Source organism: Shewanella sp. NFH-SH190041, assembly GCF_024363255.1.
Taxonomy (GTDB): domain Bacteria; phylum Pseudomonadota; class Gammaproteobacteria; order Enterobacterales; family Shewanellaceae; genus Shewanella.
Map to the genome: position 1 here is coordinate 1684254 of NZ_AP026070.1, position 14198 is coordinate 1698451.

General features: G+C 48.0%; 13 protein-coding genes and 2 pseudogenes. 8 read left to right on the plus strand and 7 right to left on the minus strand.

Annotated elements, in window-relative coordinates:
• Positions 1-85 precede the first annotated feature (85 nt).
• Positions 86-1027, minus strand: a complete 942-nt coding sequence (locus NFHSH190041_RS07400; RefSeq protein ID WP_261924610.1) for a Dyp-type peroxidase — start codon at positions 1025-1027, stop codon at positions 86-88.
• Between the two features lie 322 nt (positions 1028-1349).
• On the minus strand, positions 1350-2672 hold the full coding sequence (bioA, locus tag NFHSH190041_RS07405) for an adenosylmethionine--8-amino-7-oxononanoate transaminase (protein WP_261924611.1): 1323 nt from the start codon (positions 2670-2672) through the stop codon (positions 1350-1352).
• A 221-nt stretch (positions 2673-2893) separates the two neighbouring features.
• Between bioA and bioB the strand changes: the two genes are divergently transcribed.
• The 4 genes from bioB to bioD are packed head-to-tail and all read left to right on the plus strand — an operon-like array spanning position 2894 to position 6820.
• Complete coding sequence (gene bioB / locus NFHSH190041_RS07410) at positions 2894-3946, plus strand: biotin synthase BioB (RefSeq protein ID WP_261924612.1); 1053 nt, start codon at positions 2894-2896, stop codon at positions 3944-3946.
• Positions 3946-5112 carry an aminotransferase class I/II-fold pyridoxal phosphate-dependent enzyme gene (locus NFHSH190041_RS07415; protein ID WP_261924613.1) on the plus strand — a complete coding sequence of 389 codons (1167 nt, stop codon included), beginning with the start codon at positions 3946-3948 and terminating at the stop codon, positions 5110-5112. The genes bioB and NFHSH190041_RS07415 overlap by 1 nt, the downstream gene beginning before the upstream one ends.
• Positions 5113-5165: 53 nt before the next feature.
• Positions 5166-6065 carry a methyltransferase domain-containing protein gene (locus NFHSH190041_RS07420; protein ID WP_261924614.1) on the plus strand — a complete coding sequence of 300 codons (900 nt, stop codon included), beginning with the start codon at positions 5166-5168 and terminating at the stop codon, positions 6063-6065.
• A gap of 50 nt (positions 6066-6115) precedes the next feature.
• On the plus strand, positions 6116-6820 hold the full coding sequence (bioD, locus tag NFHSH190041_RS07425) for a dethiobiotin synthase (protein ID WP_261925077.1): 705 nt from the start codon (positions 6116-6118) through the stop codon (positions 6818-6820).
• A gap of 43 nt (positions 6821-6863) precedes the next feature.
• Here the strand turns inward: bioD and pepE are convergent, their stop codons facing one another.
• Positions 6864-7583 carry a dipeptidase PepE gene (gene pepE, locus NFHSH190041_RS07430; RefSeq protein WP_261924615.1) on the minus strand — a complete coding sequence of 240 codons (720 nt, stop codon included), beginning with the start codon at positions 7581-7583 and terminating at the stop codon, positions 6864-6866.
• A 245-nt stretch (positions 7584-7828) separates the two neighbouring features.
• Here pepE and htpX point away from each other — a divergent pair, with 245 nt between their 5' ends.
• From htpX to NFHSH190041_RS07445, 3 genes and pseudogenes are all read left to right on the plus strand, one after another.
• A complete protein-coding gene (gene htpX, locus NFHSH190041_RS07435; RefSeq protein ID WP_261924616.1) occupies positions 7829-8692 on the plus strand; it encodes a protease HtpX in 864 nt (287 codons plus the stop codon).
• Between the two features lie 98 nt (positions 8693-8790).
• Positions 8791-8973 (plus strand): hypothetical protein, encoded by a 183-nt coding sequence (locus NFHSH190041_RS07440; RefSeq protein ID WP_261924617.1) that lies wholly within the window; start codon positions 8791-8793, stop codon positions 8971-8973.
• 168 nt (positions 8974-9141) lie between these two features.
• Positions 9142-10088: pseudogene (locus NFHSH190041_RS07445) on the plus strand (IS30 family transposase).
• On the opposite strand, the pseudogene NFHSH190041_RS07450 reads toward NFHSH190041_RS07445, so the two are convergent.
• A pseudogene (locus NFHSH190041_RS07450) lies at positions 10085-11160 on the minus strand (IS3 family transposase). The pseudogenes NFHSH190041_RS07445 and NFHSH190041_RS07450 sit on opposite strands and share 4 nt — an antisense overlap.
• A 177-nt stretch (positions 11161-11337) precedes the next feature.
• On the opposite strand from NFHSH190041_RS07450, the gene NFHSH190041_RS07455 reads away from it, so the two are divergent.
• Positions 11338-12135, plus strand: coding sequence for a hypothetical protein (locus NFHSH190041_RS07455; RefSeq protein WP_261924618.1), 798 nt, complete (start codon positions 11338-11340; stop codon positions 12133-12135).
• 78 nt (positions 12136-12213) lie between these two features.
• On the opposite strand, the gene nth is transcribed toward NFHSH190041_RS07455, so the two are convergent.
• From nth to rsxG, 3 genes are read right to left on the minus strand one after another with little or no spacing between them, the layout of a single operon-like run.
• Complete coding sequence (gene nth, locus NFHSH190041_RS07460; RefSeq protein ID WP_261924619.1) at positions 12214-12867, minus strand: endonuclease III; 654 nt, start codon at positions 12865-12867, stop codon at positions 12214-12216.
• Positions 12867-13559 (minus strand): electron transport complex subunit E, encoded by a 693-nt coding sequence (locus NFHSH190041_RS07465; protein ID WP_261924620.1) that lies wholly within the window; start codon positions 13557-13559, stop codon positions 12867-12869. Before NFHSH190041_RS07465 ends, nth begins: the two co-directional genes overlap by 1 nt.
• On the minus strand, positions 13552-14190 hold the full coding sequence (gene rsxG / locus NFHSH190041_RS07470) for an electron transport complex subunit RsxG (RefSeq protein ID WP_261924621.1): 639 nt from the start codon (positions 14188-14190) through the stop codon (positions 13552-13554). The genes NFHSH190041_RS07465 and rsxG overlap by 8 nt, the downstream gene beginning before the upstream one ends.
• Between the last annotated feature and the right edge of the window lie 8 nt (positions 14191-14198).

Consider the following 14198-nt stretch of genomic DNA (forward strand, 5'->3'; position numbering starts at 1 on the left):
ATATCGATAAAGTAAAGGGAGCAATTGTGCTCCCTTTGTTGATCTTGCTTAAAGCGCTCTTATTTAAAGCGGTTTGGCTTGGTGATTATTCATCATCAAACTGATCTAAGAACGCTTGTGATGGCATAAAGAACAAACAACCGGTTTTGGCTTCGACAAAGTCCAGCAGTCTGTCATAGTGGCCATTTTCATCGGCGGTAATCATCTGCCCCATAGACGTTTCAATCACAGAAGGTGTGGCGGCAAAACCCACAAACATGGTGCCGTGTTCCATGGCATTACCATATGGACGGTTTTGACGCAGCATCTTAATTTCTTCGCCATCAATTTCCACTTTACTTTTGGCATTGTGGGCCCAAGCCGGTTTAACATCATCGCTCAGTTCAATGTTGTCCATTTTGGTACGGCCAACAACTTGTTCCTGATAAATCGTGGTTTGTTGATCCCATAATCCTTGACGGTCAACATAACGTTGTACGTGCAGGTAACTGCCGCCTTGGTGCAGTTCAATATCATTGTTAACCAATACAGCTTCAGTACGCTCATCGCCCTTAGGGTTTTCAGTACCGTCAACAAAATCAATCATGTCACGGTTATCTAAGTATTTATAGCCTTGGATATCTTCAGTTAACTCGGCAAACTCTAAAAAGGCACCGCGAATGTATTTGGCCGCTTGAAAGTTCAAATCCATGCGCTCAGATTTGATCATGACAAAGATATCACCGGCAGTCGAAGGGAATAGCCGATCACCATTACGCATTTCTGGGAAGGTGTGTAGCTCCATTGGTACGGGCTGTGTCGGGAATAATATTGGCCAAGCGTGAGCAGAAAAGCCGATGGAGACAGATAAATTGGCATCCAGATCTTTTTGATTGATGGATTTTTCAATACCGCCCAGATCGCCGAGTGCATCACCGATATCGTCGGCACAGTCACTGTCTGCTTTGAGGCAGAAAGTCAGATATTCGACATGGGAGGTTGGATTGGATAGCACACCAGGCTGTGCTAGCACTGCAAGTTCACTCATAGATGTATCTCCATCAAATACATAAATTGATTCGATAATGCCCGCCACAGAAAAACTCCGCATCGAGCTCAAAAAGAAGCTTAACTCACTATACGCCTTCAGAAAAGAAAGTGGAATCAGCTGCTTGTCAACTTATAGTAAGTGGTGAACAAACCATCTTTTCCATTGTCACCCGCCAGTATAGTGTTGTGGCTAGTGATATTTTATGCCTCTTTCCATGTTTATTTTGCCAGTGCGGTTGGTTGAGCAGGTTTAAGCGACATGTCATAAATGCCCATCTGGGTTATCCGGAGATGGGCGACAGGGACTGGACCAAACTATCTTAGCCGTGACAGAAACTCCCAGGGGCCATTGGCGCGATAGAAAGCATCTCGGTTACCTTGAGCATGGCATCAGTAAGGGTTGTCAGTTGTGTCTGACTGATTATATAAGGCGGCATAATGTAAATCACATGGCCAAATGGGCGGATCCAAACGCCAAGTTCGACAAATGCCTGCTGCAATTTGGCGGTATTGACGGCCTGATGCAGTTCTATCACGCCAACAGCGCCTAATACTCGGACATCTTTGACGGCAGCAAGCTTCCTTGCGGGTGCCAGATGTTGCTGTAGATGCGCCTCAATAGCATCTACCTGAGCTTGCCAGTCAGTGTCTGCCAGCAGTGACAGGCTGGCATTGGCTGCGGCGCAAGCCAATGGGTTCCCCATAAACGTGGGGCCATGCATAAAGACGCCGGCTGGTGATGCGCTGATGCCATTAGCTACCTCATCACTGCACAGGGTTGCGGCCAAGCTGATATGGCCGCCGGTGAGCGCTTTGCCCAGACACATAATATCCGGCTCAACCTCGGCATGCTCACAGGCAAATAATTTACCTGTGCGCCCAAAGCCGGTGGCGATTTCATCGGCGATCAGCAACACATCAAACTGATCGCACAGTTGCCGGATTAACTGCAGATATGCCGGTGGGTAAAAGTTCATCGCCCCGGCGCCTTGCATAATCGGCTCGAGAATAATGGCGGCCAGTTGCTGGTGATGCTCAGCAAATATTTGGGTGATTTTATCCCGCTCACTGTCAGTTAATGGCTGGGTAAATCCATAGTGTGGTGCTGGGGCAAACAACCTGGGGGTAACCGCATCACCAAACATAGTATGCATGCCGCCTTCGGGATCGCAGACACTCATAGCGGCAAAGGTATCACCGTGATAACCATGTTTAATGGTCAGTATCTGTTGTTTACCCGGTTGCTGTCGCCCTTGCCAATATTGCAGAGCCATTTTCATCGCCACTTCCACTGCTACTGAACCGGAGTCGGCAAAAAACACCTTGGTCAGTCGTGGACAGGTCATCTCGACCAGTTTACGGGCCAGCTCTACAGCGGGTCTGTGGGTGATGCCGCCGAACATAACATGACTGACTTGCTGCAGCTGCTTTTCCATCGCCTGCAGGATCTTTGGCTGACTGTAGCCATGGACACATGCCCACCAAGAGCTGGTGCCGTCAATCAGTACCCGCCCATCATTCAGGGTCAGTTCACAGCCACTGGCACTGCTTACACCAAAGACGGGTAATGCCTCGGTCATTGAGGTGTAGGGGTGCCAGATATGCTGACGGTCAAACTCAAAATCGATATAGTTGCTGTTCATTATTTCACCATTAGTCAACCATTAACCTTGACTCACGTTGACAGTTTACGGCCTGCCGTTATGCTAGCCAAGATAAAAACCAGCATACCAAGCCAGAGATAAGCTGATGTCTGCCAACGGCATTATGATATTTCAGATGTCGTTATGGTGTCAGCAAATCGTGATAGCAGGCCGCTCGCGGCAGAAAATTTTTGGTATATAACAGTCAGGAAAGTATTGTCATGTTACAAATTGAAGTGCGTCATGATTGGCGCCGGGAAGAAATTGAAGCGCTGTTTGCCCTGCCGATGAATGATTTATTGTTCCAAGCCCAGACCATCCATCGCCAGAGTTTTGATCCCAATGAAGTGCAGATAAGCCGCCTGCTGTCGATTAAAACCGGGGCCTGCCCAGAAGATTGTAAATATTGCCCACAAAGTGCCCGTTATGATACTGGACTGGAGAAAGAGCGTCTGATGGAAATGGAGCTGGTGCTGACGGAAGCGCGCAGTGCCAAGGCCGCCGGGGCCAGTCGTTTTTGTATGGGAGCTGCTTGGCGTAACCCAAAAGCGAAAGATATGCCTTATCTGACCCAGATGGTGCGGGAAGTCAAAGCATTGGGAATGGAAACTTGCATGACGCTGGGGATGCTTAGCCCGCAGCAGGCTGGAGAGTTGGCTGAGGCCGGGCTTGATTATTACAACCATAATCTCGATACCTCTCCGGAGTTTTATGGCGATATTATTACTACGCGCACCTATCAGGACCGACTCGATACCTTGTCCAATGTTCGCGCAGCAGGGATGAAAGTTTGCTCCGGGGGTATTGTTGGTATGGGGGAGCAGCAAACCGATCGCGCCGGCTTGATCCAGCAGTTGGCCAATATGGAAAAACACCCAGATTCTGTGCCCATCAATATGCTGGTTAAAGTGGCCGGTACCCCGCTGGCAACTCAAGACGATTTAGATCCGCTGGAGTTTGTTCGCACTATCGCGGTTGCCCGTATTGTGATGCCGAAATCCCGGGTACGCTTATCCGCTGGGCGAGAAAGCATGTCAGATGAAATGCAGGCTATGTGTTTTTTTGCTGGCGCAAATTCAATTTTTTATGGCTGTAAGCTGCTGACGACGCCTAATCCGGAAGAGAATACCGATATGCAGTTGTTTGCCAAACTGGGGCTGAAGCCTGAGCAAGGGAGCGCGGCGCAATTGGAGCAGGACGAAACCCTGTTGGAGCAGGCTGCGGCGCGTCGAGATAAAGCCGATAACCTGTTTTATGATGCCGCAGCACTGTAATGACAGATAAGATGTTGCCTATTCAAGATGACGCTGCTGCACCTGATGTACTGCAGCAGCGAATGGCTGAGCGAATGGCCCAACTGCAAGAACAGGGCTTACTGCGTCAGCGGACGGTATATCGCGCTCCGGTTAACTTTGCCGCCAATGATTATCTGGCCTTGGCTTCGTCTCCCGCATTGGCCGATGCCGCGATGCAGGCTTTGCAACGCGGCGTGGGGTGCGGCAGTGGCGCATCTGCACTGGTCAGTGGCTATCAGAGTGAACATCTTGCGTTGGAGCAGGCGCTGTGTCAGCACACCGGCCATGAAGCCGCATTACTGTTTTGCTCTGGTTTCAGTGCCAATCAGGCGCTGTTAAAAACCCTGTTTCAGCCGGGCGATACGGTACTGAGTGATAAATTAATTCATGCCTCTGTGATCGATGGCGCGAAAGATGCCGGCGTCACGTTGCGCCGTTTTTTGCACAATGATGCGGACAGCGCGACCAGGTTAGCTGCGAAGCATCGGCCGCTGGCACTGATCACTGAAAGTGTTTTTAGTATGGATGGTGATTGTGCACCGCTGATGGCACTGCGACAGATTGCAGATCAGCAAGGCGCTTGGCTGATTGTCGATGATGCCCACGGTTTTGGCACTCCCGTCACGTTTCCTGACATCGGCTCACAGCCCTGTGATGCCCGCTATGCGGATATACAGCTAATTACATTTGGTAAGGCTATGGGCTGCCAAGGGGCCGCTTTACTGGGAAGTCAGGCATTGATTGATTTTATGGTGGCAAACTGCCGCCATTATATCTATTCCACTGCCTTGTCTCCTTTGGCTGCCGCGACCGCTTTGGCCGCGTTGACCTTAATGCAAGATCACCGCCTTTGTCAGCAACTGGCAGAGAATATTACCTATTTTCGCCAGCGTTGTGCCCATGTTGGCATAGCGCTTACTGCATCGGTAACGGCGATTCAGCCCGTGATTATCGGCGACAGCCACCGTACCTTGGCCATTGCGCAGCAATTGCGTGGCGCGGGGTTTGCTGTCGGGGCGATTCGCCCCCCCACGGTTCCCCGTGGCAGTGCCAGACTACGTATCACACTCAATGCGGGTCACAGCCAAGCTCAGATAGATGCCTTTATTACGGCGCTACAACAGGCGTTGGCAGCTCACCGCTAATCCAATTTGTCATTAACAGTAAAAACAATTTATAGGCTTATCAGCGGTAACCGATGAAGAATAAGCGACAGACTCTCCCTGCTGACCCGCAGGTCAATCAGGTTTTAACGCAACCTTGCCATACTCAGCAAGCAAAACAGGCCGATAGCGATAATCAATCGGCGCTGCAGCGGCGTATTGCTCGGCAGTTTTCTCAGGCGGCTGATGTATATGCCAAACACAATGTCTTGCAGCTGCGCACTGCGAGCATGTTGCAATCCAATGCTGATTTATCCGGTATCGTTCTGGATATTGGTGCTGGGCCGGGTACGGCCTTTCCCGCTGCGCAGCAGGTTATTGCTGTGGATATTGCCGTAGGTATGCTGCTGAAACTTGGCTGCAATTTTCCGGACTATACCGCTTTATGTGCTGATGCGATGGCGTTGCCATTAGCTGATAACAGTATCCAGACTGTGTATTCCAACCTCGCTCTACAGTGGTGTAGTGATTTTCCCCAGGCATTAGCGGAGATTTATCGGGTATTACAGCCCGGTGGCCATTGTTATGTGTCGCTGATCACCGCAGGCAGTTTGCCTCAACTTGAGTATCTGGGGCTAAGGTGTAACGCCTTTGCGACGGCAAATGACATTGATGCGCAGATAAACAGCTTGCCTTGGCAGCAAAGTCAAATACAGCAACAGACAGTCACTGTGCACTTTGCGCAATTAACGGCGTTGCTGCAGTCTCTTAAAGGGATAGGCGCTTCTGCTCCAGGGCCACGGGAAGCTGCAGTTGGGCAGGTTACTGATGAGAAAAGCAATTCAAATAATGACGGTCACACTGTGGCGACGACAGCGGCTGGGTTAAAAGGGCGAGGCTTTTTACACCAATTACAGCGGCGGGCAGAAACATTACGCACTGATGCTGGATTGCCACTTGATTACCAAGTATTGACCTTTTGCTGCCAGAAGTAATGTCACCGTAAGTGGGCAAAATAACTGCGTTTAAATAGGAATAATCCATGATTTATTTTGTGACTGGTACTGATACCGACAGTGGTAAAACGTTAGTGTCATCAGCGTTGCTGCATCTAGCATCTCAGCTGCGACATCAGGATGACTCGCCTTGGCAGACCTTGGGTATTAAGCCTGTTGCATCCGGTTGTGAGCAGACTGCCGAGGGGCTACGTAATAGTGATGCACTGGCTTTGCAGGCTCAGTCGAGTGTTCAACTGGATTATCGACAGGTTAATCCCTTCAGTTTTACGCCAGCGATTGCTCCACATATTGTGGCTGCGCAGGAGGGGGTGGATATCAGTCCAGAAGCGCTTCACGCCGCGCTGGATATACCGCGTTATCAAGAGACAGATTTTACTTTGATTGAAGGTGCGGGAGGCTGGCGCTTACCATTAGGTAACCAGCGTATGATGCCTGAGTTGGTTCAGACTCTGCAGTTACCGGTGATCTTGGTGGTGGGGATGAAGCTTGGTTGCTTGAACCATGCAGTGCTGACCCAGGAAGCAATTTTGGCTGATGGGTTGCAAATTACCGGTTGGGTAGCTAATCAGGTTGATGGTGAGATGCAGTATGTCGCAGAAAATCTGGCTGAATTAACTGAATTGATGTCTGCCCCCTGTTTAGGGGTGATCCCCCATTTAGCCTCGCCTCAAGTAGATGTTGCCAGTGAATATCTGACGTTACCTCATTTGTTGCGCCATAACGGCAAATAAAATGGGCAAGGGCGCTCCTGTCAGAGCGCCCTAAAAAAGGTTGTTATTTTTGTGGTGTCAGCATATGGCTTAAATCACTGCCTGGTGGGATCGGCATTTCCTGTTGGGCGCCGCAGAACAGATAGGCTTCTTTATCGCCAAGCAGTGTTAGCTTGTTATCTTGTCGCCATAGTGCAGAACCTTCCTGAATTCCGATGACGGGCATAGCGGGGTCAACACAGGTAAACTCTTTCAGCCGTTGGGCTCGGGTTTCACCATTGTGGCCACTTTGCACTTGGTTGATATAGTGGGGGTTAATCTGGAAAGGCAATAACCCCAGAGCCTCAAAGGCTGGTGGCGCAATAATGGGCATATCATTGGTGGTACGGATACTTTGGCCAGTAATATTGGCGCCAGCACTCCAACCAATATAAGGCTTACCTTCTAATACAGACTCCCGGATAAGGCCGAGTAAATCATATTGGTACAGCTTACTCAGTAACATAAATGTATTGCCGCCCCCGACAATAATGCCTTCGGCATCGCGAATGGCTGTTTTTGCATCGTCATAATTGTGAATGCTGCGCAGATCCAGCGTGAGTGGCGTTAAGGCTTCCGCGACGCGGTGCAGATAATCATCGTAACTCAGGCTGACGCCAGCATAAGGAATAAAGACCCATTTTTTGGCACGTTGCGTTAGGGGCGCAATTAAGGGCAGGGCATGCTGCAGGTAGGGAGTATTGCCTTCTCTTGAGGCACTGAGCATCAGGGCATTAATAGTCATTACAGCTTCCAAAACAATATGTAAGGAGCTAGACGTTAACAAATTTTGCCCGTTTGGGGTAGAGATTGTCCATTTGAGCTAAAAGTGGGTTGGTTTTAATTTTGACTTAAGCAAGTCTGCCTAGACTGCCGCATAATAATAAGCAGACAAAGTGTTTTGCTTTCTGACCTTGAAAATAAGGCGTTGGCATAGATAATGTCGCAATACCTATCTTATTTTTATTTTTATCCTTATCAGGAGCGCGAATGACACGTATTTTTTTATTGATCATCACTAACCTTGCTGTGCTGTTGGTGGCATCAATTGTAATGAGCCTGTTGGGGGTGAACACCAAGTCTATGGGTGGACTGCTGGTCTTTGCTGCGATCTTCGGATTCTCCGGCTCTTTTATCTCCCTGTTTATGTCCAAATGGATGGCCAAACGCGCCATGGGCTGTCAGGTTATTGATGTGCCACAAAATGGTCAGGAACGCTGGCTAGTAGATACTGTTGCCCGTCAGGCGCAACAGGCTGGCATTGCCATGCCAGAAGTGGCTGTATATGACTCACCCGAAATGAATGCTTTTGCCACTGGCCCAAGTAAAAATAACTCTTTGGTGGCAGTGAGTACCGGTCTGTTGTACGGCATGAGCCCAGATGAAGTGGAAGCTGTACTGGCGCACGAAGTGAGCCACGTTGCCAACGGTGATATGGTGACCCTAACGTTAATCCAAGGTGTAGTTAATACCTTCGTGATTTTTGCTGCTCGACTGGTTGCTCAGGCAATTAATACTTTTGTCTCCAGTAATGATGAAGACGGTGAAGGGTTAGGCACTATTGCTTATATGGCCGTGGTATTTGTACTGGATATTATCTTCGGTATTCTGGCTTCCTTTGTGGTGGCTTATTTCTCTCGTATTCGTGAATACCGCGCCGATGAAGGCGGTGCACGTCTGGCCGGTAAAGAAAAGATGATTGCAGCACTGGAACGCCTGCGTATGGGACCAGAAGCTGGCAGTATGCCTGCTAGCATGTCAGCGTTCGGGATTAACGGTAAGCGCTCTATTGCTGAGTTAATGATGAGTCACCCGCCGCTGGAAAAGCGTATTGAAGCGCTGCGTCACCAATAATCAATGATGTGTTGGTTTGATCGAAAAGGAAGACTCAGGTCTTCCTTTTTTATGGTTATCTAAAAACTAAATATGACGATAATTACTGGGATTAAGTGATGAAAGTAAAAGTAGATTTAGATTTTTATAACCAGCTTCGAGTCGCTATTCATAAAGAATGGGATCATATTGGTGTGTATTCTTATTCAGAAGAAATGGGAGAATATGATGGCTATTTACCCAAATTATATGAACTTTTGAAAGATGAAGGCTCGGAAGAAGAAGTTTTCAATTATTTATGAGCGGTTGAAACTGAAGCGATAGGCTTGCCGGGAGATAAACAAATAACGCGAAACTTTAGCAAGCTTGAATTCAGATAATAAGTGCACCACTCATGGTTAAACGGTAAGAAGAGATCAACTGCCTGTAGGTGGTACTCTATCGTCGCCAAACAAATAGAAGTCATTACCATGAGTTACAAGCAGTTGATCGAAGGGCAACGATACCAGATCGAAGCCTACCTTCGCGAGGGCTTCAGCTATCGAGCAATCGGCAAACGCTTAAAAGTGAGCCACAGCACGGTGAGTAGCGAGGTTCGTCGTAACCGTATTCGTGACAATCATTATTTGCCTGAAGTTGCACAGGCCAAGACAGTTAAGCGCCGCTGCCAGGCTGCCAAAAATCGAGTGTCTGTAACGACCGTCACTTTCGTTGAGTTCGGACTGAAGCAAAAGTGGAGTCCAGAACAAATCGCGGGCGTAGGTCAACTTATCGGTTACCCTGTCAGTCATGCATGGATTTATGGCTTTGTTCAGCAGGACAAGCAGCGTGGCGGAAAGCTCTATAAAGCGCTGAGCCGCGTCATCGTAAATACCGCAAAGGCTGTCGTGCGAAACGGGTTATCATTCCAAATCGCATAGGTATTGAACACCGGCCGGCAGTTGTCGACGAAAAAGCACGATTAGGTGATTGGGAAGCCGATACGGTATTGGGAAAACAAGGCACTGGCGCCATAGTCAGTTTGGTTGAACGCAAAAGCAAACTGTATCTAATCCGTAAAGTGCCCGCCAAAAGCGCAGCCGATGTGAGCCGAGCCATGATAGGCATGCTTTGGCGGTATCGTAGTCACGTTCACACTATCACAGCGGACAATGGCAGCGAGTTCTGTGACCATCAAAAGGTTGCACAAGCACTGAAGGTAGATATCTATTTCGCCAACCCATACTCATCATGGGAACGTGGGTTGAATGAGAATTTCAATGGTCTGTTGCGGCAGTATATCCGCAAGGGAACTGATTTACGCACGGTAACGGATAAGCAAATTGCTGACATCGAACGAGCACTTAACTCACGTCCGAGAAAGTGCCTTGGTTTGGTAGTCCTCCCTTTTTTAACCGCCATTAAAAGTAGAGATTAAGCAGCCATCAGTGGTGGCCTGCCGTTATTGGCTTTGTGTGGTCGTTCATGATTGTAAAACCATAGCCACTTTGTCGCATAGTCTTGTACCTCCTCAATTGAATCGAATAGATGCTTGCTCACCCAACTGTATCGAATCGTTTTGTTGTGTCGCTCGATATAGGCGTTCTGCTGAGGTTTACCTGGCTGAATATATTCAATCCGAATGTTATGTTGCTTGGCCCAATTAACAAACTCACCGCTAATGAATTCAGGCCCATTATCACAACGGATAATGGAAGGTTTAGGGCGTTGTTCCAAGAGTTGATTAAGAGTTCGGATAACCCTTAGTGCTGGCAGTGACAGTCCCGCTTCAATCGCCAAGCCTTCACGATGATAATCATCAATCACATTAAATAAACGGTAGCTGCGACCATCAGCCAACTGGTCATGCATGAAATCGACGGACCATACTTGATTCGGCCGCACGGGTTCTTTTAACGGCTCTGGAGCATGGCGTTTTAGCCGTCGTTTAGGACGAATACGCAGGTTTAACGCTAGCTCGCAATAAATACGATACACACGTTTGTGGTTCCATGTTTTGTCCTTCACATTGCGCAGGTAATCAAAGCACAGACCAAAGCCCCAGTCATTTTCATCTGTCGTCAGCTGAATAAGCCAATTGGCAATGTCTGCATTTTCGTCTCGCAGGACTGATTGGTAGCGGTAGCAAGTCTCACTGACGCTGAAAATGCGACATGCCATTCGAATACTGATGTCTGAAGCCGCCACAGACTGCTGAGCAAGCACGCGTCGCTCACTGGGCTTCACCACTTTTTTGCCATGGCTTCCTGAATAATTTCGGCTTTGAGACGTTCTTCAGCATACATTTTCTTGAGCCGTCGGTTTTCGTCTTCAAGTTCTTTCATACGCGCCATGAGTGACGCATCCATCCCACTGTATTTTGCCCGCTATTTGTAAAAGGTCGCACTGCTCATGCCATGCTCACGACAAAGCTCTGGAACGGGTGCTCCTGCTTCAGCTTGCTTGAGGATGTTGATTATCTGACTGTCCGTGTATCGCGATGTTTTCATGTCGAATCTCCTGCGTTTACCTTACGAGAAAATTCTACTTTTGGCTGCTGTTATTTTTAGGGGGACTACCGTTTCAAACAGCCTGCTGTAGTATTCGATGAATTACGAAAAGCAGCTTAATGAAGCGAGTGGTGCACTTCGGGGTTGAATGCGCGGTAACTGGCTTGTGATTTTGTAATGAATGAATTAAGTAAAAATGTTGCAGTAAAAATCTATAAAGATACCAGTGGGTACAGCTTTCCCCTCATTATTAGATCAGGCGTGTTTCCCGCTTGCTTGTACCTTAACGCTTATCTTAACGGAAACCATAACTCCCCACTTTCGGCAGGAAAGAATAAAGCAAGCTCTCAAGCCCCAGCTTTTCATACACTAAAAAAATATGCCTACGAACTAAAATTTTTATACTGTTATTTTATCGAGCAAGATATCGATCTTGTTGAGCGTGTCAGCTCTGGTGAGTTTCTTTCAAGGCAGGAGGTCGATGATTTTGTTAGAACATGCAAGCTTTATGCTGATGAAGGCACTATTGATGAAAGTAATGTTGTAGCAATTTCTGACAAGCGCATAAGAGATGCGATCCATGCAACTTCACATAGCCAACCACAAGTTTCCGCACACACATTACGTCAGCGCTTAATTCGACTGAGGGCTTATATCGAATACTTGTTCGTTTGCCACCACTATGATCAAGAGCCAACTAATACTCAAGCCAGAGTGGATGACCAATTCAATAAGTTTAAGTTATACATCAACACGTTTATTGGCGGCACACGTAAAAATAACACCATCGTTAAGGATGCATTTGAGTCGGTAATACCTTCAGATAAGTTCTTTTATTTGCTTGAAATCATCAAAGAGAGTTCACCTGCGAACCCATTTAAATCCAGCAAATTAAGAAACCAACTCATCATGCAAATCCTAATTAACACAGGGGTTCGCGTTGGTGCAGTTTTAAAGCTAAAAGTCAACACATAAATCTAACATAGTTTCGAATGGTGATTTTGTAAAGCCAAAAAAAGACTCATTTAAGAGTCTTCATGGATTTAAACGTATTTATTTCTTCTTTTTCTTTACGTTTTCTTTTGGTGGAGAGTACTCACAAAGATCTTCAATGATACAGCTGCCACAACGGGGTTTTCTAGCCACGCAAGTGTAGCGACCATGTAAGATCAGCCAGTGATGCACATCCACTTTAAATTCGGCAGGTACTACTTTTTCCAGCTTTTGCTCCACGGCCACCACATCTTTGCCTACGGCAAATTTAGTGCGGTTGGATACCCGAAAGATATGGGTATCCACGGCGATGGTGGGCCAACCGAATGCGGTATTGAGGACCACATTAGCCGTTTTTCGCCCGACACCAGGCAGGGCTTCCAGCGCTTCGCGGTTTTCCGGCACTTCACCATGATGCAGATCCAGCAGCATACGGCAGGCTTTAATGATATTTTCCGCTTTGGAGTTATACAGCCCGATGGTTTTGATATAGGGTTTAAGCCCCTCAACTCCCAGGTCATAAATGGCCTGGGGGGTATTGGCTACCGGGAACAGCTTATCCGTGGCTTTATTGACACTGACATCCGTCGCCTGAGCAGATAAGGCCACTGCGACCAGTAGCTCAAACGGAGAGGAAAAATGCAATTCCGTCTGCGGATGGGGATTATTCGCCCTTAGCCGCTCCAATATTTGGCGTCGTTTGTCAGCGTTCATTAATTTACCTTAGTTATTCTTGCCCGAGTGACTGTTTCGGAAGGTGTTGGCTGTTTTTGCTGAATTCTTTTATCAATGATATTTTTCAGGGCAATCAACAGCCCCATCCCCAAGAAGGCACCAGGTGGCAGCATAGCCAGCAAAAACGGGGTGTTAACCTGCCATACATGCAGAGTTAGCGCAGAAGCCCAACTGCCGAGCAGTTGATCTGCCCCGCTAAAGAGGGTGCCTTGACTGATAACTTCCCGAATAGCCCCCAGAACGCACAGCACTAGGGTAAAGCCCAGCCCCATCATCAGGCCGTCAAATGCGGACTTGAGGGGATTATTGCGTGAGGCAAAGGCTTCTGCCCGACCGATAATGACGCAGTTGGTCACAATCAATGGCAAAAAGATACCTAGCGACAGATACAAACCATAGGCATACGCATTAACTAGCAGCTGTACCGTGGTAACCAGTGCGGCAATAATCATGACAAAGACTGGGATACGGATCTCTTTCGGTACCAGATTTCTTACCAATGAAATGAGCACGTTAGAGCAAATTAATACCAGCATGGTGGCAACGCCAAGTCCCATGGCATTGGTCACCGTGGTGGTGACAGCCAAGAGTGGGCACAACCCGAGTAATTGGGCCAGCCCCGGGTTACTCTTCCACAGCCCCTGATAGGCAATTTCGCGGTAGTTACTCATGCTTTGCTCCACAGTTCAGTTGCTGGGCGAAAATTTGCTGCTTGTTGTGTTTAAAGTACAACAAGGTCTTACGCACGGCTTTGACATACGCTCTTGGGGTGATAGTTGCACCGGTAAATTGATCAAACTCACCGCCGTCTTTCTTCACATTCCAGCGTTTATCATGATCACCATTGATGGTTTTATGGTTAAAGCCCAGCACCCAGTTGGATTTTTTCAGCTCGATTTTATCGCCAAGGCCGGGGGTTTCATTTTGAGCCAGCGTCCGCACCCCAAGAACCTCGCCTTGGGCATTAATGCCGACAATCAATTTAATCGCACCGCTATAACCATCGGGGGCAATGGTTTCCATGGCAATGGCTACAGGCTCACCCTTGTGGGTGGCGATATAAGCAGGCATGGCATCATCTGTACCCAGTGCCGCTTTATTGTGCAGCATAATGCAGTTATTGGTCAGCAGATTATCGTGGATATTGTCAGGAATAATCTGGTGCAGAATTTGGAGTAATTGTGCCTGTTCCTGCTGTTTAATTTTGCTGGCAGTAACATGGTTAACAACTGCCACTAGGGCTGTGCAGATCAGGGCGAAGATGGCCAGCACCAGCCCGTTGCGGATCATGGATTTTTGCATTCTAGCTC

What these genes read in the sequence shown, in the direction of transcription:
- NFHSH190041_RS07400 (WP_261924610.1), bottom strand. Translation starts at nt 1,027, where the DNA reads ATGAGTGAACTTGCAGTGCTAGCACAGCCTGGTGTGCTATCCAATCCA.
- bioA (WP_261924611.1), bottom strand. Translation starts at nt 2,672, where the DNA reads ATGAACAGCAACTATATCGATTTTGAGTTTGACCGTCAGCATATCTGG.
- bioB (WP_261924612.1), top strand. Translation starts at nt 2,894, where the DNA reads ATGTTACAAATTGAAGTGCGTCATGATTGGCGCCGGGAAGAAATTGAA.
- NFHSH190041_RS07415 (WP_261924613.1), top strand. Translation starts at nt 3,946, where the DNA reads ATGACAGATAAGATGTTGCCTATTCAAGATGACGCTGCTGCACCTGAT.
- NFHSH190041_RS07420 (WP_261924614.1), top strand. Translation starts at nt 5,166, where the DNA reads ATGAAGAATAAGCGACAGACTCTCCCTGCTGACCCGCAGGTCAATCAG.
- pepE (WP_261924615.1), bottom strand. Translation starts at nt 7,583, where the DNA reads ATGACTATTAATGCCCTGATGCTCAGTGCCTCAAGAGAAGGCAATACT.
- htpX (WP_261924616.1), top strand. Translation starts at nt 7,829, where the DNA reads ATGACACGTATTTTTTTATTGATCATCACTAACCTTGCTGTGCTGTTG.
- NFHSH190041_RS07440 (WP_261924617.1), top strand. Translation starts at nt 8,791, where the DNA reads ATGAAAGTAAAAGTAGATTTAGATTTTTATAACCAGCTTCGAGTCGCT.
- NFHSH190041_RS07455 (WP_261924618.1), top strand. Translation starts at nt 11,338, where the DNA reads ATGAATGAATTAAGTAAAAATGTTGCAGTAAAAATCTATAAAGATACC.
- nth (WP_261924619.1), bottom strand. Translation starts at nt 12,867, where the DNA reads ATGAACGCTGACAAACGACGCCAAATATTGGAGCGGCTAAGGGCGAAT.
- NFHSH190041_RS07465 (WP_261924620.1), bottom strand. Translation starts at nt 13,559, where the DNA reads ATGAGTAACTACCGCGAAATTGCCTATCAGGGGCTGTGGAAGAGTAAC.
- rsxG (WP_261924621.1), bottom strand. Translation starts at nt 14,190, where the DNA reads ATGCAAAAATCCATGATCCGCAACGGGCTGGTGCTGGCCATCTTCGCC.